Source organism: Glycomyces halotolerans (assembly GCF_054779575.1).
The window spans coordinates 13781-34313 of the sequence record NZ_BAAGXZ010000022.1; the positions used below are offsets into that span (position 1 = coordinate 13781).

19 protein-coding genes and 1 tRNA gene are annotated in these 20533 nt (G+C 68.5%); 10 read left to right on the plus strand and 10 right to left on the minus strand.

The features are described from left to right. Nucleotides 1-22: 22 nt before the first annotated feature. On the minus strand, nucleotides 23-2983 hold the full coding sequence (locus ACYVL2_RS16485) for a UPF0182 family membrane protein (protein WP_460545289.1): 2961 nt from the start codon (nucleotides 2981-2983) through the stop codon (nucleotides 23-25). A 90-nt stretch (nucleotides 2984-3073) separates the two neighbouring features. Then, nucleotides 3074-4048 (minus strand): YlbL family protein, encoded by a 975-nt coding sequence (locus ACYVL2_RS16490; protein ID WP_460545291.1) that lies wholly within the window; start codon nucleotides 4046-4048, stop codon nucleotides 3074-3076. 164 nt (nucleotides 4049-4212) lie between these two features. Between ACYVL2_RS16490 and ACYVL2_RS16495 the strand changes: the two genes are divergently transcribed. Beyond that, nucleotides 4213-5514: a zinc-dependent metalloprotease gene (locus ACYVL2_RS16495; protein ID WP_460545293.1), complete on the plus strand. Its 1302-nt coding sequence runs from the start codon at nucleotides 4213-4215 to the stop codon at nucleotides 5512-5514. A 6-nt stretch (nucleotides 5515-5520) separates the two neighbouring features. Here the strand turns inward: ACYVL2_RS16495 and ACYVL2_RS16500 are convergent, their stop codons facing one another. Continuing rightward, nucleotides 5521-6042, minus strand: a complete 522-nt coding sequence (locus tag ACYVL2_RS16500) for a M48 metallopeptidase family protein (protein WP_460545295.1) — start codon at nucleotides 6040-6042, stop codon at nucleotides 5521-5523. Nucleotides 6043-6187: 145 nt separating this feature from the next. Beyond that, nucleotides 6188-6352: a DUF5679 domain-containing protein gene (locus ACYVL2_RS16505; RefSeq protein WP_460545296.1), complete on the minus strand. Its 165-nt coding sequence runs from the start codon at nucleotides 6350-6352 to the stop codon at nucleotides 6188-6190. A gap of 243 nt (nucleotides 6353-6595) precedes the next feature. Here ACYVL2_RS16505 and ACYVL2_RS16510 point away from each other — a divergent pair, with 243 nt between their 5' ends. Further along, nucleotides 6596-7906, plus strand: coding sequence for an ABC1 kinase family protein (locus ACYVL2_RS16510; protein ID WP_460545372.1), 1311 nt, complete (start codon nucleotides 6596-6598; stop codon nucleotides 7904-7906). 60 nt (nucleotides 7907-7966) lie between these two features. Here the strand turns inward: ACYVL2_RS16510 and ACYVL2_RS16515 are convergent, their stop codons facing one another. The 3 genes from ACYVL2_RS16515 to ACYVL2_RS16525 form a co-directional block, all read right to left on the minus strand. Then, a complete protein-coding gene (locus ACYVL2_RS16515) occupies nucleotides 7967-8146 on the minus strand; it encodes a hypothetical protein (RefSeq protein WP_460545299.1) in 180 nt (59 codons plus the stop codon). Further along, on the minus strand, nucleotides 8143-8502 hold the full coding sequence (locus tag ACYVL2_RS16520) for a WhiB family transcriptional regulator (RefSeq protein WP_460545374.1): 360 nt from the start codon (nucleotides 8500-8502) through the stop codon (nucleotides 8143-8145). Before ACYVL2_RS16520 ends, ACYVL2_RS16515 begins: the two co-directional genes overlap by 4 nt. A gap of 677 nt (nucleotides 8503-9179) precedes the next feature. Further along, on the minus strand, nucleotides 9180-11363 hold the full coding sequence (locus tag ACYVL2_RS16525) for an ATP-dependent DNA helicase UvrD2 (RefSeq protein WP_460545301.1): 2184 nt from the start codon (nucleotides 11361-11363) through the stop codon (nucleotides 9180-9182). 68 nt (nucleotides 11364-11431) lie between these two features. Here ACYVL2_RS16525 and ACYVL2_RS16530 point away from each other — a divergent pair, with 68 nt between their 5' ends. Continuing rightward, nucleotides 11432-11665: a thioredoxin domain-containing protein gene (locus ACYVL2_RS16530; RefSeq protein WP_460545303.1), complete on the plus strand. Its 234-nt coding sequence runs from the start codon at nucleotides 11432-11434 to the stop codon at nucleotides 11663-11665. Between the two features lie 248 nt (nucleotides 11666-11913). Beyond that, nucleotides 11914-12870, plus strand: a complete 957-nt coding sequence (locus tag ACYVL2_RS16535) for an EamA family transporter (protein ID WP_460545306.1) — start codon at nucleotides 11914-11916, stop codon at nucleotides 12868-12870. On the opposite strand, the gene nudC is transcribed toward ACYVL2_RS16535, so the two are convergent. The 3 genes from nudC to ACYVL2_RS16550 are packed head-to-tail and all read right to left on the minus strand — an operon-like array spanning nucleotide 12867 to nucleotide 16323. Further along, a complete protein-coding gene (nudC, locus tag ACYVL2_RS16540; protein ID WP_460545308.1) occupies nucleotides 12867-13718 on the minus strand; it encodes an NAD(+) diphosphatase in 852 nt (283 codons plus the stop codon). The genes ACYVL2_RS16535 and nudC overlap by 4 nt on opposite strands. Beyond that, complete coding sequence (locus ACYVL2_RS16545; RefSeq protein ID WP_460545310.1) at nucleotides 13715-15025, minus strand: M16 family metallopeptidase; 1311 nt, start codon at nucleotides 15023-15025, stop codon at nucleotides 13715-13717. The genes nudC and ACYVL2_RS16545 overlap by 4 nt, the downstream gene beginning before the upstream one ends. Then, nucleotides 15022-16323, minus strand: a complete 1302-nt coding sequence (locus ACYVL2_RS16550; protein WP_460545312.1) for a M16 family metallopeptidase — start codon at nucleotides 16321-16323, stop codon at nucleotides 15022-15024. The genes ACYVL2_RS16545 and ACYVL2_RS16550 overlap by 4 nt, the downstream gene beginning before the upstream one ends. Before the next feature lie 237 nt (nucleotides 16324-16560). Between ACYVL2_RS16550 and ACYVL2_RS16555 the strand changes: the two genes are divergently transcribed. The 6 genes from ACYVL2_RS16555 (at nucleotide 16561) to ACYVL2_RS16580 (ending at nucleotide 20533) form a co-directional block, all read left to right on the plus strand. Then, nucleotides 16561-17325, plus strand: coding sequence for a methionine ABC transporter ATP-binding protein (locus ACYVL2_RS16555; protein WP_460545314.1), 765 nt, complete (start codon nucleotides 16561-16563; stop codon nucleotides 17323-17325). After that, nucleotides 17322-17975 (plus strand): methionine ABC transporter permease, encoded by a 654-nt coding sequence (locus ACYVL2_RS16560; RefSeq protein WP_460545316.1) that lies wholly within the window; start codon nucleotides 17322-17324, stop codon nucleotides 17973-17975. The genes ACYVL2_RS16555 and ACYVL2_RS16560 overlap by 4 nt, the downstream gene beginning before the upstream one ends. Before the next feature lie 36 nt (nucleotides 17976-18011). Beyond that, nucleotides 18012-18836, plus strand: a complete 825-nt coding sequence (locus tag ACYVL2_RS16565) for a MetQ/NlpA family ABC transporter substrate-binding protein (protein WP_460545318.1) — start codon at nucleotides 18012-18014, stop codon at nucleotides 18834-18836. Between the two features lie 90 nt (nucleotides 18837-18926). Then, a tRNA-Trp gene (locus tag ACYVL2_RS16570) sits at nucleotides 18927-18999 on the plus strand. Between the two features lie 562 nt (nucleotides 19000-19561). Next, nucleotides 19562-20098, plus strand: a complete 537-nt coding sequence (locus tag ACYVL2_RS16575; RefSeq protein WP_460545320.1) for a hypothetical protein — start codon at nucleotides 19562-19564, stop codon at nucleotides 20096-20098. Nucleotides 20099-20152: 54 nt separating this feature from the next. Then, nucleotides 20153-20533 (plus strand): hypothetical protein, encoded by a 381-nt coding sequence (locus tag ACYVL2_RS16580; RefSeq protein ID WP_460545322.1) that lies wholly within the window; start codon nucleotides 20153-20155, stop codon nucleotides 20531-20533.

Below are 20533 nucleotides of genomic sequence, written 5' to 3' on the forward strand. Positions count from 1 at the left end.
GCCTCCCGGTTCGTCCGCTCGTCTACTCGCCGGCGGCCGCTCGGGCCGCCTCCAACCGGTCGAGCGCCCGGAACAGCTCGTCCAGAGCCCGGCCGATCTCTTCGTTGGTGCCGTCGGCCTGAGCCTGCTCGTAGGCCTCCTGGGCGGCGAGGACCTCGTCGATCGCCTCGGCGACCTCGGGGGTATCGCCACCGGCCGGCGCCTCCGTGGTGGGCGCCTCGTCGGTCGGTTCCTCGGTCGGATCGGTGGTCGGCTCTTCGCCGGTCTCCTCGTCGATCTCCTCGGCCGCGGTCGGCGCGCCGGCGACGTACTGCTCGACGACGGAGTCGACCGCCTCCTCGAAGCTCGGCGCGTAGCCGACGTAACCGCCGTAGCTGACCGCGACGCGCCTGAGCAGCGGCAGCGTCGTGCCTTCGCCGCCGGACTGGCGGCGCAGGTACATCGGCTCCATGTAGAGGATGCCGTCGCCCACCGGCAGCGCCAGCAGGTTCCCCCAGTCCACAGTGGTTCCCTGCTGCTGGAAGAGCCTGAGCTCCTCGGCCACGTCCGTGGTCGAGGTGATGATCTGGTGCACCTGGCCCACCGACTGGTCGTCGCCTCCGGCCACGTCGTAGATCACCAGCTGCGGAGCGCCGTCCTCGTCGTAGTAGCCGGTCATGAGGCTCGCCAGGGCGTTCTCACGGTTCCGCGGCGTGTACGTGCTGGTGAGCTGGAAGTGCGAGGTCTCCTGGCTCGGATACTGCGCGAACACGTAATAGGCCGGCTGCGGCACGCTCTGCCCCTGCGAGGGGTCCTCGGGCTTCGCCCAGGCCTCGCCGCCCTCGATGAACGTCCGCGACTCGTCGACGTGGTAGCGCTGCAGGATCTCCCGCTGGACCTTGAACAGGTCCTGCGGGTAGCGGAAGTGCTCGGCCAGCTCGGCCGGCGTCTCCTCCTTGGGGACGACCAGGTCGCCGCCGTAGATCTCGTTCCACGTCTGGAGGATCGGGTCCTCCTGGTCGAACTCGTAGAGCGTCACCGAACCGTCGTAGGCGTCGACCACGGCCTTGACCGACGAGCGGATGTAGTTCACCTGGTCGGCCGACTGGCTGGCCACGCCCTGACCCGAGTAGGTGTCGTTGGTCGCCTCGGCCAGGTTGACCCGGTCGGAGTACGGGAAGTTGTTCGCCGTCGTGTAGCCGTCGACGATCCAGACGACATTGCCGTCGACCACCGCCGGATACGGGTCGGTCTCGATGGTGAGGAACGGGGCGACCGCTTGGACGCGGTCACGGACGTTCCGGTTGTACAGCAGCTGCGATTCCTCGTTGACCTGGTCGGACAGCAGGAAGCGCGGCTCCTGGAACTCCCAGGCGTAGAGCAGGCGCGTGGTCAGCGAGCCGATGTCGACGCCGCCGCCGCCCTGGTAGGTGGTGTAGCGGTCGGAGCCGCGCTCCTCCGCCTCGGGATCGTCGGAGTCCTCGGTGGTCACCGAGATGTCGGCCGGCCGGTCGTACTCGCGGGGCGTCTCCCCTTCGGGCGCGCCCACGATCGCGTAGTCGTTGTTCAGCAGGCCGTAGTAGATCTGCGGCTGCTCGACCTCGAGGAAGTCGTCGGTCGCCTCGCACTGTCCGGCCTCGGAGTCGTCGGAGCGCATGACGCCGTTCATGAAGAACGGGCCGCCGTTGCAGTTGCGGGTGCTGGAGGCCGCGACGAAGCCCCAGCCGTGCGTGTAGACGGTGTGCCGCACCGTCCAGTCCTGCTGTTCACCGGTCAGCTGCTCGGGGTTGAGTTCCCGCAGACCGACCACGAAGTCCTCGGTGACGGTCTCGCCCTCGTCGTTGGTGTAGGTGTACCGGTCGATGTCGAGCTTGTCGTTGAAGTCGTAGAAGCTTCGCGGCTGCTGGCGCTGCGTGAACGCGTCCGAGACGATGAACGGGTCGATCAGGCGGGTGTACGGCACCGTTCCGGTGTCGGTCTCCAACTGCTCGGCGTCCGGGCTCGAGGCGACCGAGTACGTCTCCTGCTCGAGGTCCTGCATGCCGTAGGCGTAGCGGGTGCCGTCGATCGTGTACTGCGCGTACGGGCCCTCCCGCTGCGGGCGGTTGGGCTCGACCTGGAAGTTGCGGACCACGGCCGGGTAGATGCCGCCGGCGGCGATGGCCGTGACCACCACCAGGCCGAGGGCGGCGCCGGGCAGAGCGAGCGACCTGGTGAAGCCCCACGAGAAGACCAGGATCACCACGGCGGCGATGACCGACACCCAGATCAGGGCGTTCTTCGCGTTCATCAGGGCGGTCATCTCGGTGTAGCCGCCGCCGACGATGTTGGTGACCTCGTTCTGCTGCGTGGTGAAGTCGAACCGGTCGAAGTAGTAGGCCACGGCCTTCATGCCGAGGAACAGGGCCACCAGGACCGACAGGTGGATCCGGGCGACGTTGGTCATGCGCTCGCCCTGGCCGGAGAAGCGCAGCGCCCCGTACAGGTAGTAGGCGCCCAGCGAAGCGAGGATGCCGACGACCACGGCCGCGAAGCCGAAGCCGATGAGGAACTCCCAGAACGGCAGGCGGAAGACGTAGAAGCCCGCGTCCATGTTCAGGACGGGGTCCTCCCAGTTGAACTCGCCGCCATTGCTGAACAGCAGCCAGCTCTCCCAGCGGCTCTGGGCCGACATGCCGGCGAAGACCCCGACGACGGCGGCGACCCCGGCGATCCACCAGCCGGCGCGCGGGGAGATGAGCTCCCGATAGCGCTCCAGGCCCTCCTGCTCGGCGGTCGCCGGCCAGGTGTCGGGGCGGAAACGCCAGGCGAGGAAGAGGTTGAGTCCCGTCCAGGCCGCCATGGCGAGTGTGAAGATCCCGAACAGGCCGATGCGGGTCCACATCATCGTCGAGAAGACGGTCGTGTAATCGACCGAGTCGTACCACAGATAGTTGGTGCGGAGACTGACCAGCCATCCCAGCACTGACAACAGCACAATGGCGCCCACGAGGAGAATCAGCACGTAGCGTCCTCGTCGGCTCATCCGTGGGGGCGTGGGCGTCCGGTTCGCCACTCTAAGCAACTCCTTTGTCGGTCTTCGAGCTCAATCGGCTCAGCAGGTCGGGGCTTCCTCGCCCGCGGATACTGACTGGAGCGCCGCGACTGCGTCGGCGAGGGTCTCCACTCTGACAATAGTCATGTCGTCGGGCGCTGCGGAAACGGCGTCCGGACAGTTCGATGCGGGAGTGAGGAAGATGTCGGCGCCCTCCTCGCTCGCGGCACGGATCTTCTGCTGGATCCCGCCGATGCCTCCGACGTTCCCCTGGGGGTCGATCTCACCGGTGCCGGCGACCTCCATGCCGTCGACCAGGTCCTCCTCGGTGACCCGGTCGACGATGCCGAGGGCGAAGATGAGGCCGGCCGAGGGCCCGCCGATGTCGAGCGCCTCGGTGTCGATCTCGACGCCGTAGGGGTCCTCGCGGACGAGCTCCAGATTCGCTCGGGAGAGGTCGACGCCCTCGACGGTGGTCTTCTCGCCGTCGCGTTCGACCACGACGGTGGTTTCGCTGTCGGCGAAACCCTGCAGCTGCTCGAGGTTCTCGACGGGGGTCCCGGCCACCTCGAGGATCACGTCGCCTTCGAAGAGACCACCGCCGTCGGAGACGACGTTGACGACGGCGGGCTGCTGGAGATAGGCCAGGGCGGCCTGCTCGGCGTTGGACTGGGACTCGACCCAGTCCGCTTCCTGCTCGGCGCTGATCTCCTCCTGAGTCTGGTCGGGCGGATAGACCAGGTCCCGGGGAATGATGGCGTGCTCGTCGGACATCCAGTAGCGCAGCGCCTGCGCCAAAGTGACGCTCTGCTTGACCCGGACGGTGGTCAACCGCAGCTCGCCGGAGGTCTCATAGCCCTCATCGGCGGTGATGATCTGGTGCTCGACCTCGTCCTCATCGACGGTGACGCCCAAGACGTCCTCGGTGGGGCCGGGCCCCATCGCCACATACGCGACGTCCATCGAGAGCGACTGCCAGGTCAGCAGGGCCACCAGCGCCGCGCCGAGCAAGACCGTGATTCCGCGCCTCTTCATGGCCGGAAGCCTACAGGGCGCAAGCCATGTGGGCTTCCGGCCATGAAGCCAGAAAGCGCAGCATGGCAACGGCAGCGTGTGCTCGGTTCAGCCGTCAGCGGACACGCGGCGGGGAGAGCGGCAGCCCGTGGTGTTCCTGGGAATCTCTGACGTACGGTTGGCCCATGGGCTCCGACATTCCATTCGGTTTCGGCAACCTGGGCGGCGACCTGCCCGACCCGAACGATCCACGGGTGCAGCAGATGATGCAGCAGCTCCAGCAGATGATGGCGCAGTCGCTGTCGTCAGGGCCGGTCAACTGGCAGCTGGCGAAGCAACTCGCCGAATCCGAGCTGGAGACCGAGAACACCGTCGGCCCGGCCGACCAGGCCGCGGTCTCCGAGGCCGTGCGCTTGGCGGACCTGTGGCTCGACGGCGCCACCGACTGGCCGTCGGGGGTCACGGCCACCGACGCCTGGACCCGCAAGCAGTGGATCGCGCAGACCGAGGAGTCGTGGAAGCAGCTGGCCGAACCGCTCGCCGCCCAGATGGGCGAGGCGATGCAGACGCTGGTCCCCGAGGAGATGTCCGGGATGCTCGGCCCGATGGCCGACCTGATGAAAGGCGTCGGCTCGGCGCTGTTCGGCGCTCAGATGGGCCAGGCGCTGGCGAAACTCGCCGGTGAGGTGCTCTCCTCGACCGAGGTCGGTCTGCCACTGGGCAAGACCGGTGTCGCGGCGCTCCTGCCGGGCAACCTCACGACCTACGCCGAGGGCCTGGAGCTGCCGATCGAGGAGGTGCGGCTGTTCGTCGCGCTCCGCGAGGCGGCGACCCACCGGCTGTACACGCACGCGCCCTGGCTGCGCTCGCACCTGCTGGGCGCGCTCGAGGCCTACGCCCGTGAGATCCGCATCGACGAGTCGGCCATCGAGGAGGCCATGTCGGACCTCGATCCGACCGACCCCGAGGCCGCGGCGACCCTCGACCTCAGCGAGGTCTTCAAGCCCGAGGACACCGACCAGCAGAAGGCCGCGCTGTCGCGTCTGGCCACGGCGCTGGCGCTGGTGACCGGCTGGATCAACGTCGTGGTGGCCGAGGCCGCCGGCGAGCGGCTGCCGACGATGGACCGGCTGCTGGAGTCGGCCCGGCGGCGGCGCGCAAGCGGCGGACCCGCCGAGCAGACGTTCGAGGCCCTGGTGGGCCTGCAGCTCGACCCGGCGAAGGTGCGGGCGGCTACCCGACTGTGGCGGGCGCTGGGAGAGGCCCGCGGCATCGAGGGGCGCGAGGCCGTCTGGGGGCACCCGGACCTGATGCCCGGTGCGGCCGACCTGGAGCACCCCGAGGGGTTCGCGACCGTCTCGGAGGCGCTCGGCGACCTCGACATGTCGATGTTCGACCAGCTCGCGGTCAACGACCCGACGCCGCCGGAGGGCGACGAGACCGAGGACGATGAGAACAACGAGAACGACGACAAGGACGACAAGTAGCGCCGGTCAGACCGCTTCGGCGTCGGCTACGCCCTCCAGGTAGCCGCGGGCCCGCTCGGCCTTGGAGTAGCGCCCGACAAGGTCCCAGAACGGCCGTGAATGGTCGGGGTGGACCAGGTGGGCCAGTTCGTGGAGCAGGACGTAGTCGATGACCCACGACGGCATCATGACGAGCCGGCGCGAGAGCCGGATCGTGCCGTCGTCGGGGGTGCACGATCCCCACCGGCGCTGCTGGTTGTCGACCCAGCGGACGCTGACCGGCGAGGCGCATTGGGGATGGTCGGGATAGTAGCGCTTGGCGAGCCGGACGGCCTTCGCCTTCAGCGCGGCGTCGCTCGCGCGGCCGTCGCGGGCCTGGCGGCGGCGGAGCCGTTCGAGCATGTGCTTGACCCACTCGCGCTCCTCGGACTCGGAGAAGGCGTCGGGGATCATGACGACGACCCGGCCTCGTTCTTCGTAGGCCGACACGGTGGCACGGCGGCGAGGTGAGCGCCGCACTTCAACGGGGGGATGGACTTTGCGCGCCATGAACGCACAGTAATCCCTCGGGGTGACAGTCGCATAGCACCAGAGTCGCGATTATGTGGGAAGCTTCGAGAACATCACGAAAATCCCCTCGCCAGATTCCCACGATGCGGAATTCGGCGAGGGGTCGACGCCTCCCGACCCCGCGTCACGAGTCCTTGCCGAGAATCCGGTTCATCTTGGTGCCGCAAGTCGGGCACGTCCCCTTGGCCATCCGGCGGCCGGAGTCCGACACGACCACATGGCCTTCGAAGTCGCGCTTCTGCCGGCACTTGACGCAATAGCCGTTGTAGGTCTCGGTAGCTTGAGCCACTGGTCTCCCCCTTGCTTGAGGCGGTCACGCTGTGCAACCGATCGGCCTCAGAATGCCACATATTTCACGTGTGTAAGCCCCGCCGCGCCGCTTCACCCACGCGGGGGACCCGTATGTCTCCAGGCTCCCCCGTGCGCGGGGAGCGAAACCTGCTCCCAGCGTGAGAGCATTGGCAACGTGAGCGACAGGCATGGAAACACCCATTCCAGCGATGACCTACCGCGCCGCGCCTTCTCGCGCGGTATGAAACTCGCGTCGCTGCCGCTGGGACTGGCGGGGCGCGCGACGGTCGGCTTCGGCAAGCGGGTCACCGGCCTGGCCGACGAGATCCTCGGCGAACAGGCGCAGCGCCGCACCGCCGAGCACCTGTTCAGCGTGCTGGGGCAGCTCAAGGGCGGGGCGATGAAGCTCGGGCAGGCACTGTCGATCTTCGAGGCCGCGCTCCCCGAGCACCTGGCCGCGCCGTACCGGCAGGCGCTGACCCGGCTGCAGAACGCCGCGCCGCCGCTGCCGGCCTCAAGCGTCCACCGCGTGATGGAACGGCAGCTCGGCGAGGCATGGCGCGAGCTGTTCGCGTCTTTCGACGACCATCCGGCCGCCGCGGCCAGCATCGGGCAGGTGCACCGCGCGGTGTGGCACGACGGCCGCGAAGTCGCCGTCAAGATCCAGTACCCCGGCGCGGGCGACGCGCTGCGGTCGGACCTGCGGCAGCTGGCGCGCATGGCGCCGCTGTTCAAGGTCCTCCAGCCGAACTTCGACGTCAAGAAGCTCACCGTGGAGCTGCGGGAGCGGCTGATGGAAGAGCTGGACTACGAGCTGGAAGCCGATACGCAGCGCCGCTTCGCCGACGCCTACCGGGGCGATGCGGGGATCCTCGTGCCCGAGGTCGTCCACGCCGGCCCCGAGGTGCTGGTCACCGAGTGGATCTCGGGCACTCCCATCGCAGAAGTGATCGCCGAGGGCACCCCCGAGATGCGCGACCGCGCCGGAGTGCTGCTGACCACGCTGCACTTCTCGGCGCCGAAACGAGCCGAGCTGCTGCACGCCGACCCGCACCCGGGCAATTTCGCGCTGAGCGACGACGGCAGGCTCATCGTCTACGACTTCGGGGCGGTGGCGCGGATGCCCGGGGGCATGCCGGTCCAGGTGGGGCGTTTGACGAAGCTGACGCTCGAGGGCAAGGCCGAGGAAGTGGTCGAGGGCCTGCGCGGCGAGGGCTTCGTCCCTCAGGACCTGGAGATCGACGCTCCGGCGATGCTCGACTTCCTGCTGCCGATGCTGGAGCCGCTGGGGAGCGAGGAGTTCCAGTTCTCGCGGGAATGGCTGCGCAAGGAGAGCACCCGACTGACCAACCAGCACTCCGAGGCCTACCAGCTCGGCAAGCAGCTGAGCTTTCCGCCGTCCTATCTGCTGATCCACCGGGTCACGATGGGTTCGATCGGGGTGCTGTGCCAGCTCGGCGCGAGGGGCCGCTGGCGCGACATCCTCGAGGAGTGGCTGCCGGGCTTCGCCGACCCGGGCGAGGACGACCGCACCGCGGTGACCGACGACTGATGAACGAAAAGGGGCCCGTCCCAGTGGGACGGGCCCCTTGCCAACGCATTCGAAGCGGGTTCAAAGCCTCGAATGCCCGGCTTCCTTCCACAGACTCCGCATCCGGATGCGCGCGACGCGACCGAACAGCAGGTTCGCCGAGCTCACGACTCGGCCCGCCTCGACCTCCCGCATCGGAAGTCCGAGGTCTTGCTCACCGACGTCACGCTTGAGGTGGCGGCTCAGGTAATCGACCGTCACGACACATTCACCCCCGCCAGCGCGAGTTCGGCGGTCCGCGCCTCGAGCTCGGCCTGCGCGGCCTGCTCGACGGCGGCGGCGTCCTTGCGGGGACGTCCGCGCGGCCGCTTGCGGGCGACGACGCCGCCCTTCTCGAAGATCTCTCCGCCCCAGACGCCCCACGGCTCGTGGCGCTCCAGCGCCCCGGCGAGGCACTCGACGCGCACCGGGCAGTCGGTGCACAGGGCCTTGGCGAACTCGAGCTCGGTCGGGGACTCCGAGAACCACAGGTCGGCGTCGTACTCACGGCAGGGCAGGTCGCTGCCCACCTCGAACGCCTGCTCACGGAGCTCCGGCCCGATGAGGGTGTCGGTCATGAGCTCGCTCTCCTCTCTCATTTCGATCGGCATCTCGACTGGTCGCATTCGTGTTTCTTGAGGACTCAATTGCTTCGCGATCTGTCTCGTCTTGTGCTGTCGCTGGTTTTCGGGTGTCGCGACCTGGCTGATGCCAACGAAAAAGGCCGCGATCCCGGTTCGGGAGTCGCGGCCTCGAGAGGTCCGATCGGGCTTGTATAAGCCCCTCAGATGTTCTCGAGGTGGTCTCCCGCGGGTGGCGCCGTGACGCTTCTTGAGGTCGTGGCGCGGCTGAGCCGTGTCATTGAGCAGACCGGTCTCGGATCCACGCCAAACACCCTCGATGAACGCGACGCCGCCCATATCGGCGATGTGGTTCGTGATGCCCTCGCCGGTTCCGGTTCCGGTTTCGACAGCGGGCACACTGGTCCCACGAACCGAGGCGGTAACGGGCAGGAGCTGGCAATAGACGGCAACGACCGGCAGCGCGTGTGCGCTCCGGTTGCCATCGAAGTTCTCAGTCAACATCCGTCCGTTCCTCCTTTCGCGATCCGTGGAATCCATGGGTTCATCTCCTCGTGTCGGTGTGAGGCGCAGACCTCACCCCGGCATCGGCAACGCTACGCCCGCCGTCCCACGAAACGCAACGCCTTTTTCTGCGACTCGCTGAAGAAAGTTTTTGGCACCGGTTTCCACTCTCAGTCGCCTCCGTGGGTGAGGGCGATCGCGTCGTCGACAGAGCCGCCGTTGACCAGGCACAATACTGCTGGACCGTACTTATCCAATTTGGATTTTCCGATGCCGTGGAGGGAGGCGAGCTCGCTGTCAGATGCCGGACAACGCTCTGAGATCGCGATCAAGGTCACATCCGTGAAGACGGTGAAGGCCGGCTTGCCGCCCTCCTTGGCGACCGCGACGCGCCACTCGCGGAGGCGTTCGAACAACTCTTCGTCCATTGTCGCCGGACAGTCGGGGCAGTGCCCGAGCTTGCGATCGCGGGCGTCGGTGAGGGGCTTGCCGCAGCCCGAGCAGTTGAGCGTCTTGGTCGCTTTACGCCCACGTTCGCGCTTGACCTGCGACTTCGGCTCGGGCGCCCGCGGGAAGCCGCCGAGGTTCAGCGGCGCCAGGAAACGGCTGAGCTTGCGTTCGCGTCCACCGGGGTTGCGCGCGAGTCCATAGGAGAGTTGCAACCACCGCCGGGCGCGGGTGATGCCCACATAGAGCAGTCGGCGTTCCTCCTCCTGGGCCGCGTCGGTCCGCGCGAAGGTGGTCGGAAGCGTGCCGTCGGCCAGGCCGACGAGGAAGACCGCGTCCCACTCCAGGCCCTTGGCCGAGTGCAGGCTCGCCAGGGTCACACCCTCGACCGCGGGCGCATGCTGGTCGGAGGCGCGGCGACCCAGCTCGGCGCAGAACTCCTCGAGCGTCGCGTCCTCATACTGCTCGGCCAGGCCGGCCAGGGCCGAGACCGCCTCGTACTGCTCGCGTTGCGCGCCACCCGAAGGCGCGGCGTCGGGCCGCCAGCCGATCGCCTCCAGCGCGGCCGGCACCGCCTCGGCCAACGGCATCGAGCCGATCTCGGTCTTCACCGCCGAGCGGAGCGCGACGACCGCCTGACGCACCTCGGGACGGTCGAAGAACCGCGCCGCGCCGGTGACGACGGTCGGAACCCCGTAGGAGGCCAGCGCCTCTTCATATGCCTGGGACTGCGCGTTGGTGCGGTACAGCACCGCGATCTCCGAGGGACCGGTGCCGTCGGCGATGAGCTGGGAGCAGCGGCGCGCGACCATGTCGGCCTCTTCGGCCTCGTCCTTGAACGTCTCGGCGAAGACCTCGGGGCCGTCGGGCCGCTGCCCGATCAGCTCCAGACGCATGGCCGCCTCGCGGCCGCGGGACTCGGCGATGATCTGGTTGGCCAGGCCCACCACCTGCGGGGTGGAGCGGTAGTCGCGCACCAGCCGCACCAGGGTCGCCTCCGGGTGGCGGCGGGAGAAGTCGAGCAGGAACCGCGAGGTGGCGCCGGTGAAGGAGTAGATGGTCTGGCTCGCGTCGCCGACGACGGTGAGGTCGTCGCGATCGCCCATCCAGGCGTCGAGCAGCCGCTGCTGCAGCGGCGTGACGTCCTGGTACTCGTCGACGACGAAGAAGCGGTACTGGCTGCGGATGCGGTCGGCGGCGGTCTCGTCCTCGGCGATCATGTCGGCGGTGTGGGCGAGCACGTCGGCGAAGTCCATGACCCCCGCCCGCCGTTTGGCGTCGATGTAGGCGGCGTAGACCTTCGCGACGTCGGCCGGGTCGGCGGGCGCCTCGCGCCCGAGTCGGGCGATCGAGCCGACGTAGTCGTCGGGGCCGATCAAGGACGAGGCGGCCCATTCGATCTCGGTGGCGAGGTCGAAGTTCTTGGCCCGGGAGGTCTGCAAGCCGGCGCGGGCGGCGGCGATGCCGATGAACTTGAGCGTCGAGTCGGCCAGTTCGGGGATCTGGCCGCCGAAGCGGCGGGCGCCGAAGTAGCGCAGCTGCCGCAGCGCCGCGGAGTGGAAGGTCCTGGCGTTGACGCCGGTGACGCCGAGCCCGCGGAGCCGGTCTCGCATCTCCCCCGCGGCCCGCGCGGTGAAGGTCACGGCGGTGACGTGCTGGCCGCGCATGTCGCCGCGCAGCACCCGCCAGGCGATCCGGTGCGTGACCGCGCGGGTCTTGCCGGTGCCGGCGCCGGCGAGGATGCACACCGGGCCCGGATCGGCGGTCACCGCCTCGCGCTGTTCAGGGTCGAGGCCGGCCAGCAGAGCGTCCAGTTCCTGATCGCGCGAAGTCACCCCGACAGTGTGGCAGAACGCTGCGACAGGGCGACCGCCTCGTCGCGGCGCCGGTGTGGCGGTCGCCACCATCGCCGCCTCCCGTACCGGGAATGCGCGGCCGTCGCGGAGCGTTGGGGTCGGTGACGAAGGAGGAACCGATGATCACCATGTACAGCACGACCTGGTGCGGATTCTGCAGGCGCCTCAAGATGGGCATGGACTCCGAGGGCATTCTCTTCAAAGAGGTCAACATCGAGGAGGACCCGGAGGCGGCCGAGTGGGTCATGGGGGTCAACGGCGGCAACCAGACGGTGCCAACGTTGCGGTTCGATGACGGTTCGGCGCTGACGAATCCTTCGCTCGCGCAGGTAAAAGCCAAGCTAGGGGCTTGACGTGTGCCACATGTCGAGACTATGGTCACGCTTAGGACACAGAGCCGCTAACATGCTCTATAGTTGAGTCGTCAAGCTTGCTTGGCTGCTTCGAGGGGTGGCAGCCAAGCATTCAGGCCCGGGATGGATCCGTCCCGGGCCTTTTTTCGACCCTCCGGGCGACGCCCTCGGACCGCTGGACCGTTCAGGTCCGCGCCGAGGCCGCCGTTCCCGTCCCCGCCCGGTTCGAGCATCCTGGGAGCCGCCCCATGTCCTCCACCCGCGCCACGCTCGGCGTCGCCCTCATCCTCCTCTCGTCGGTGTTCTTCGGCGTCTGCGGCTCCTTCGGGAAGGTCGTCATCCAGTCCGGGCTGACACCGATCCAAGTGACATGGCTGCGCATCGTCGGCGTCGGCGCGCTCGCCGTCATCGCGGCGATCCCGCCGCTCATGCGAACCCGGGGCCACGGCCCGCGCCCGCCCTTCGCAGCGCTGGCGCTGTTCGGACTCACAGCGATCGCCGGCGTCCAAGCCTTCTACTTCATCGCCGTCGAACGCCTCCCGGTCGGCATCGCGCTCCTGCTGGAGTTCATGGGCCCCATCGTCGTGGTCGCCTGGATCAAGTTCGTGCGCCGGGCCCCGCTCCCCCGGCCCGCCGTCATCGGCGCGCTGCTGAGCATCGTCGGGCTGTGCATCGTCGTCGAAATCTGGGCCGGGCTGCGGCTCGACGCGATCGGCCTGCTGGCCGGTTCGGCCGCGGCGGCCTGCCAGGCCACCTACTTCCTCAACGGCGAACGCCTGTCGGCCAAAGTGGACGTGAGGCTGCTGTTGGCGATCGGCTTCACCGTCGGCGCGATCAGCCTCGCGCCCCTGGCCGCGCCGTGGGCGCTGGACTGGTCCGCGCTGGCGAACCGGGTGACACTGCTGGGCCAGGACACCTCGAGCCTGGCCGGCCTCATCGCGCTCATCGCGTCCACGGCCGTGGCCTACGCCCTCGGGCTCACCGGACTGCGGTTCCTGGCGGCACCGGTGGCCGGCGCGATCGGCTACGCCGAGGTCGTGGTCGCGGCGCTGGCGGCCTGGGCGATGCTCGGTGAAGCGCTCACGGTGCCCCAGATCCTCGGCGGCCTGGTCGTCATCGCGGGCGTCTTCACCGCTCAGCGGGCGGTGGCCGGGCGGCGCGTCAACGCCGAAGAGCCGCCGGAACTGGCCGGGGCCTCGGCCTAAGACTCCTGGAGCCAGCGTTCGATCAAGAACCGCGCCACCGATATCCGCACCGCGCTCGGCGTGGTCGCGGCGGTGTCGATCCACATCTGACGCACCTGGTCGCGGTCGAACCAGCGCGCGTCGCTCAGCTCGTCGTCCTGCAGCCGTATCTGCTGGCCGGCGTCGGCGCTGGCACGGTAGGCGAGCATGAGCGAGCGCGGATACGGCCACGGCTGACTCGAGACATACGAGAGCGAATCGAGTTTGATGCCGGTCTCCTCGGCGACCTCCCGGTGGACCGCGGCCTCTGCCGACTCGCCCGGCTCGACGAATCCGGCGATGCACGCGTAGCGGCCTTTGGCGCCGTAGCGGCGGTGCCGGCCCAGCAGGACGCGGTCGGCGCCGTCGTCGATGAGGACGATGACCGCCGGGTCGGTGCGCGGGAAGATCGGCCTGCCGGTCGATCCGGCCAGCTCCCAGCCGGCCTGCTCGGGTTCGAGCGGTTCGCCGGTGGTCGGGTGGTGCCGGTAGGTGTCGTGCCAGTTGGCCATCGCGGTGGCCTGCACGGCCACGGCCAGGTCGCGTTCGTCCCATTCGCCGCTGATGTGACGCGTCGGCAGGCCTTCGACCGCGTCGGCGATGACGGCGAACACCGGCGGGTCCTCCCCGCCGAGGTAGATCCTGCGGCCCTGCGGGGCGGTGGCGGCGTCGAAGTACTGGAGGCCGTCCTCGTCGCCGCGGATGCGGTCGTTGACCGGGTCGCAGACGACGACCTGCGCCCGTTCCCAGGCCTCGGCGATCCAGTCGGGGTCCCAGCGGTGTTCGGCGCAGCGGTCGAGCGCGTCGACCGCCAAGGGCGGATGGATCATCGCACCTCGATCGGTGAGGTCGCGGAGAGGGTCTCGGAGACCTCGCCGCCGTCGGCGAGGATCACGGTGACCGCCCCTTCGGGGTTCATGCGTTCGGCGGCGACCCGTTTGATGTCGGCCGGGGTGACCTGGCGCAGCCGCTCGGAGTGCTCGGCGAGCCATGCCAGCGGCAGGCCGCAGGAGGCCAGCGCCGAGGTGTAGTTGGCGACGCCTGACTGGGTGGCGGTGGCGAGCTTGACCGAGCCGAGCGCGTAGCGGCGGGCCAGGTCGAGCTCTTCGTCCCCGGGCGGGTTCTCGGCCATGCCGCGCAGCTCGGCGACGATTTCGGCGAGCGCCGGGGCGGTGACCTCGGTGGCGACGTCGACGCTGGTGAGCTGGAAGGAACCGGCCGGCGAGTGGTCCACTCTGGATCTAGGCGAGTAGCCGTAGCCCTTCGTCTCGCGCAGGTTCATCACCAGTCGGGAGGTGAAGTAGCCGCCGTAGATGAGGTTGGCCAGGTGCTGGGCGGCGTTGTCGGGGTGCGTGCGTTCGACGGCCGGGTAGGCCAGGCGGATGGCCGACTGGACCGAGCCGGGCCGGTCGGTGAGCACGATCGGGCCCGGGTCGACCGGCGGCAGCGGCTCCATCCGGCTCGCCCCGCTCGCGCCGTTCCAGCCGCCCAGGGACTTCTCGACGTAGCCGATGACCTGGTCGGGTTCGATGTCGCCGACGATGATGAGCCGGGCTCCGGCCGGGTGGACGCGGTTGCGGTGCAGGTCGACCACGGCGTCTCGGTCGACTGCGGCGACTTCTGCGGCGGTCGGCTGCTGGTGCCCGTAGGGGTGGTCGCCCCACAGGCGGGCGTCGAGGGCGCGGCTGACCTGGAATTCGGGCTGCTGCTCGGCGACCGACAGTCCGTCGATGATCCGCGCCTGCTCGACCGACAGCGGCGCTTCGGGGTAGTCGGCGGCGGAGAGGACCTCGCCGAGGATGTCGAGCAGCTCGTCGAGACCGCTGGCCAGGCCGTTGCCGGACACGGCGATGCGGTCGGGGTCGGCCCCGGCGTGCAGGCTGCCGCCCACGCCTTGGAGCCGTTGGGCGATCCGCGTCATCGACGAGGACTCGGTGCCGGAGAACAGCGCCGCCGCGAGGACGTCGGCCACGGCCAGGTCCGCGTGGGCGGCCGGGATCGACAGGCGCACCTCCGCCAGCGGGACGCCGGGCCTGCGCACCAGTGTGACCTCGAGCCCGTTGGGCAGGACGCGCTCGACCGGCGTGGGCAGCGCGAGCGGGACTTCGGGTGCGAGGCCGGGTACGGCGGTGCTCACTGGTTTCCTCCCGGAACGACTTCGAGGACGGCGCGGCGCTGCGGCGTCATCGTGGCGGCTGCTTGCGATACGGATTCGGCGGTGACCTCGCCGAGCATGGCGGCGAAGCGGGTGGCCACGGTGGCGTCTCCGTGGAAGACCTCGGCGGTGGCCAGGCGCCTCGAGCGGCCCATCACCGAGTCGTCGCTGCGGAGCATCTGGGCGGCGACGCGGGCCTTGACGCGGCCGAGCTCGGCCTCGTCGACGCCTTCGGCGATGCGGGCCAGTTCCTCCTGGACGGTGGCCAGGACGGTGTCGACGTCGGTGGACGGCGGCAGGAACGCCTGGACCAGCAGCGCCGTGGGGCCGCGCGAGGCGAACGGCTCGGCCATGAAGGTGGCGTGGGCGGCCACGGCGGTGGCGCTGCGGTCCTGGTGGACCAGGCGCTCGACCAGTCGGGAGGCGTCGCCGTCGGTGAGCAGTTCGCCGAGGACGACGTACGGAAGGAAGCCGGTCAGCTCGCTGACGGGGTCGGGCACGCGCCAGGCGAGCGCCACGGCCGGCAGCGTCGCGCGCGGGTCGACATAGGACTCGCGTCGTTCCGCGGTCGGATCCGGCTCGTCGAACGGCGGGTGAATCGGAGCCGGGCGCGCCTCGATGCCGGCGAAGTGCTTGTCGACCAGGTCGCGGGCCGTGGCGACGTCGAAGTCGCCGGCGACGGAGAGCACGGCGTTCGAGGCCGGGTAATAGGCGTCGAAGAAGCCCTGCGCGTCCTCGACGGTGGCCGCCTCCAGGTCCCCGAAGGAGCCGTAGCCGTCGTGGGCGTTGGGGAAGGTGTCGAACATGACCGGCGGGAGCCTGAGCCAGGGGAAACCGCCGTAGGGGCGGTTGAGGACGTTGACCCGGATCTCCTCTTTGACGACGCTGACCTGGTTCTCGAGGTTCTCGACGGTGATGGCCGGGCCGCGCATCCGGTCGGCCTCCAAGAACAGGGCCAGTTCCAGGCCGTTGGCCGGGAGCAGGTTGAAGTAGTCGGTGTAGTCGATGTGGGTCGAGCCGTTGAACGTCCCGCCGGCCGACTGCACGTGGCGCATGTGCTCGGCCTTGCCGACGTTGTGGGATCCCTGGAACATCATGTGCTCGAACAGGTGGGCGAATCCGGTGCGACCCTCGGGCTCGCTTCGCATGCCGACGTCGTAGACCACGGTCACCCCGACCACCGGCGCGCCCGGGTCCGGAGCGAGGACCACTCGCAGCCCGTTGTCGAGGCGGAACGTCTCGATCGCGAACGCCGGGGCGGGAATCGTCGCAACAGTCATGGCCAGACCCTATCTCAGAGTCCGCCGCCCGAGGGTGCTTGGCGTTGGTCACAGAAGCTTGGACCGGCGCCGTTCACCTGTTTCACTTGGCGACTGTGAACAGGCAGCCCACGAACCCCAGCCGCGACGCCCAGCGCGCCGCCGCTTCGTGCTGCCGAATGTGCGCTCGCTGAGGGCCCCCGATCCGCCGCGCCCCGAAGCGGCAGACCACCCACAGCGAAAGCGACTGATCCTCCCATGCCCGATCCCGCCATACGCCTGTCCGGCGTTACCAAGCGCTTCGGCGACCTCACCGCCCTCGACCGGGTCGACCTCGACATCCAGCCCGGTGAGATCTTCGGCGTCCTCGGCCGCTCAGGCGCCGGCAAGTCCACGCTCCTGCGCACCGTCAACCTCCTCACCAAGCCCGACGCGGGCACCGTGACCGTCGACGGCGCCGAGCTCACCACGCTGTCAGGACGGGCGCTGCGCCGCGCCCGCGCGAACACGGCCATGATCTTCCAGCACTTCAACCTGCTGTCCAACCGCAACGCGACCTCCAATGTGGCCCTGCCGCTGCGATTCGCCGGACGGCCGCGCGCCGAGCGGCGGACCCGCGCGGTCGAACTGCTCGACCTCGTCGGCCTCGCCGACAAGGCCCGCGCCTACCCCGGCCAACTCTCCGGCGGGCAGCGCCAGCGCCTGGCCATCGCGCGGGCGCTCGCCGCCGGACCAGCGGTGCTGCTCTCCGACGAGGCCACCAGCGCGCTCGACACCGACACCACCGACGAGATCCTCGAACTGCTCGCGAAACTCAATCGAGAGCTCGGTCTGACCATCCTGCTCATCACCCACGAACTCGAGGTCATCACCCGCATCTGCCACCGCGCCGCCGTCATGGAACACGGCAGGTTCATCGAGACCGGCCCGGTCCCCGAACTGCTGGCCGACCCCGAATCCCGTCTCGGCGGATCGGCCCGACGCCTGGCCGCCCGGTTGCTGGGCGAGGAGGCGGTCCGATGAACGACCGCCTCAGCGACCACCTGTACGAGGCCGGCCTCGAAACGCTGCACATCGTCGGCGTCTCCGGCGCCTGGACGCTCGCAGGCGGCCTCATCGTCGGCGTGCTGCTCTACGTCACCTCGCGACCCGGCCCCAGAACACTCCCGGCGGTCAACATCCCGCTCGGCCTGGCCGTCAACATCGGCCGCAGCGCCCCGTTCGTGATCCTCATGGTCGCGATCGTGCCACTGACCAGGGCGATCACCGGGACCACGATCGGCACCGAAGCGGCGATCGTGCCGCTGGCGGTGGCCGCGATCCCGTTCTACGCCCGCCTGGTCGAGGCCTCACTGCTCGAGGTCCAGCCCGGCCTGGTGGAGGCGGCCCGCTCGATGGGCGCCGCCACGCCGGCACTGGTGTGGCGCGTGGTGCTCCCCGAGGCGACACCAGGGCTCATCCGCGGCTTCACCGTGACGCTCGTGGCGGTCGTCTCGTACTCGGCCATGGCCGGGATCGTCGGCGGCGGAGGCCTCGGCGACCTGGCCTACCGGTACGGCTACCAGCGCTTCGAGACCGAGTACATGATCTGGCCGCTGGTCATCCTGGTCGTACTCGTCCAGCTCTTCCAAATCCTCGGCGACCGGTGCGCCCGCACCCTCGACCGCCGCTAGGCAACACCGCAATTTCCACCTTGTAAGGAGACGACCATGTTCAATCGACGTGCCCTCGTGGGCGCCGCCACCGCTTCGGTCCTGGCCCTCGCCGCCTGCGGCGACGACGCCGCAGCACCGGCCGAGACCGACGGCACCGTGACCGTCGCCGCCACTTCGGTGCCACACGCGCAGATCCTGCAGTTCGTCAGCGACGAACTGGCGACCGACGCCGGCCTCACCATCGAGATCGAGGAGTTCAGCGACTACCAGCAGATCAACCCGGCCACCGAGGACGGCTCAGTCGTCGCCAACTACTTCCAGCACCTGCCGTTCCTCGAAGAGTTCAACCGGCAGAGCGGCACCGAGCTGACCGAGGTCGCCGCAGTCCACATCGAGCCGCTGTCGCTGTACTCGCACTCGCTGTCCTCGATCGAGGAACTCTCCGAGGGCGACCAGGTCGCCATCCCCGGCGACCCCTCGAACGGCGGACGCGCGCTGGCGCTCCTCGCCGACGCGGGCCTCATCGCGCTCGACGAGAACGTGGACGTCACCGTCGCCACCGAGGACGACGTGGTCGACAATCCGCTGAACCTGGAGTTCGTGCCGGTCGAGGCGGCCCAGCTGCCGCGCACCCTCGAGGACGTGGCCGCCGCCGTCATCAACGGCAACTACGCCCTCGAAGCCGACCTCAGCCCGGCCGAGGACGCCCTCTACAGCGAGTCCGCCGAGGACAACCCGTACGCGAACTACCTGGTCACCACGGCCGCGAACGCCGACAACGAGGACGTCCTGAAGCTCGCCGAACTGCTCCAGTCGGATGAGGTCCGCGAGTTCATCGAGCAGACCTGGACCGACGGCTCGGTGATTCCGGCGTCCTGACCAGGGCCGACACCGAAACCTACCCGGTTGCACCGGCCTGAGCCCGACACGTAAGATGGTTGCGGCCAGGCCGGGCAACGGGCCTGGCTTAGGGGTGTGGCGCAATTGGCAGCGCAACGGTCTCCAAAACCGTAGGTTGCAGGTTCAAGTCCTGTCACCCCTGCAATGTGATGTATCAGGACATAGGAAATGGTCCGAATCCGCGACGGGTCGGGCCGTTCGTCTTTTTCAGCGGGCAGATCCATTGGGTCAGCCGGTGGGCTGGTAGTCGCAGGTGAGGTCGAGGACGAATTCCCTGATCAACTCGCTGGTGACGGCATGGACGACGCGGATGTCGAGGCCCGAAACGATCAAGACGACGCGGGTTCACTCGTAGGTTCACCCGATGCCGACGTGGTGGAGCCAGCCCTCGATGATGACAGCGGTGATGGCCAGACGAGCTTTCGACATGCCCAGGCAATGACCCAGATGTTGCCTATGACCCGAGACATGCGTTTCCTATGTCCTGAACCAGCACACTGTCACCCCTGCAGATTGGTATTGAGCGGCCTGGGCCATCTGGTCCGGTCCGCTCTTCCGCACCGAATTCTCTTCACGGATCCGGCGGCATGATTTGAAAGACGGAATCCTACTTTCGGTCAGCATGAGTGAACGAACGTCTGAGATTCGATACGTCGTCAGCGCGTCGGCTCCGCTATGAGAGCAGGTTCGGTTTCAATCGGGCCATGAGCAGCAGGACTTCCATACCTTCGCTGGACCAGTACGCCACCGTCGCCGCCCAGGTTCTCGGACGGACCGAAGATGAGATCCGTCAGATCATGCTCGATGCGGTCACCAAGGCTTCAATTCCGCGCCAACATCCCCAGGCCACGATGCCGACACCGACAAGGTTGCCGAGCTCGTCGAAGTCCAAGCAGCCGAAGGCCACCAAAATCATCAACGACCACAACGCGATCGCGGTCGGTGAAACGCTCGAACTACGTCTACAGAAGCGTTCGGAGCACGCGGCGCTCGATACATGGCTGAAGGCAGACTCGCTTCGGAACCTCGCCACTTGGGCCGGAGGGAAGGGAAGAGTCCTCAAGTGGGCTTATGACGGCCGGCTCTACACGCCCACTGGACTTTTCAAGAAGATCTGGAGAGAAGCCACCGGTTCTGAGAGCCAACAGGTCCGGGGCACCCTTTACTGGCATATCCGCGGGCGCGGGTCGTTGGCGGAGATTGCAGCGGCACTGCTGAGCGCCAGCGCAGCCACACCATGACGTGCGACAACGATCGGCGTACCAACCAGACCAGGTTCGTTACTTTCTGGTGACATGGTTCGTAGGAAATCACCGTTCTACAAGCACTGGAGCTACCTTCTGCCGATCGGAGCGATGATGCTGTTTTTCGCCCGAGATGTCGGTCCCATCGCGGTGTCAGGCGCGTTCGCGTTGAGTGCGCTGTGGATGCTCTTGGCAGCGCCAACCTGGTGCGGGGCGAAGAACCGCGGTAAGGGGTACTGCCGGAACAACACCTCCGGACTGTTGGGAGGGTGCAAGGTCCGCCAGCACAAGTGGCAGCGTTTCAAGGCGCTGGTCGGTCTTGAGCGGTTCCAGAGTGCGTTCCGGGGCTGGTTCACCGGCGCTCCACAACAGGTGGCGACCTGCGGCCTGGTCATCTCAGCGGTCGGTGTCGTAGCCGGGCTATTCAAATAG

Coding starts and splice junctions, on each gene's coding strand:
- ACYVL2_RS16520 (WP_460545374.1), bottom strand. CDS start 8,502: ATGACCGACACCCTCATCGGGCCGGAGCTCCGTGAGCAGGCGTTCGAG.
- ACYVL2_RS16525 (WP_460545301.1), bottom strand. CDS start 11,363: ATGGTGGCGACCGCCACACCGGCGCCGCGACGAGGCGGTCGCCCTGTC.
- ACYVL2_RS16490 (WP_460545291.1), bottom strand. CDS start 4,048: ATGAAGAGGCGCGGAATCACGGTCTTGCTCGGCGCGGCGCTGGTGGCC.
- ACYVL2_RS16560 (WP_460545316.1), top strand. CDS start 17,322: ATGAACGACCGCCTCAGCGACCACCTGTACGAGGCCGGCCTCGAAACG.
- ACYVL2_RS16495 (WP_460545293.1), top strand. CDS start 4,213: ATGGGCTCCGACATTCCATTCGGTTTCGGCAACCTGGGCGGCGACCTG.
- nudC (WP_460545308.1), bottom strand. CDS start 13,718: ATGATCCATCCGCCCTTGGCGGTCGACGCGCTCGACCGCTGCGCCGAA.
- ACYVL2_RS16575 (WP_460545320.1), top strand. CDS start 19,562: ATGAGCAGCAGGACTTCCATACCTTCGCTGGACCAGTACGCCACCGTC.
- ACYVL2_RS16510 (WP_460545372.1), top strand. CDS start 6,596: ATGAAACTCGCGTCGCTGCCGCTGGGACTGGCGGGGCGCGCGACGGTC.
- ACYVL2_RS16530 (WP_460545303.1), top strand. CDS start 11,432: ATGATCACCATGTACAGCACGACCTGGTGCGGATTCTGCAGGCGCCTC.
- ACYVL2_RS16580 (WP_460545322.1), top strand. CDS start 20,153: ATGGTTCGTAGGAAATCACCGTTCTACAAGCACTGGAGCTACCTTCTG.
- ACYVL2_RS16565 (WP_460545318.1), top strand. CDS start 18,012: ATGTTCAATCGACGTGCCCTCGTGGGCGCCGCCACCGCTTCGGTCCTG.
- ACYVL2_RS16550 (WP_460545312.1), bottom strand. CDS start 16,323: ATGACTGTTGCGACGATTCCCGCCCCGGCGTTCGCGATCGAGACGTTC.
- ACYVL2_RS16500 (WP_460545295.1), bottom strand. CDS start 6,042: ATGGCGCGCAAAGTCCATCCCCCCGTTGAAGTGCGGCGCTCACCTCGC.
- ACYVL2_RS16535 (WP_460545306.1), top strand. CDS start 11,914: ATGTCCTCCACCCGCGCCACGCTCGGCGTCGCCCTCATCCTCCTCTCG.
- ACYVL2_RS16555 (WP_460545314.1), top strand. CDS start 16,561: ATGCCCGATCCCGCCATACGCCTGTCCGGCGTTACCAAGCGCTTCGGC.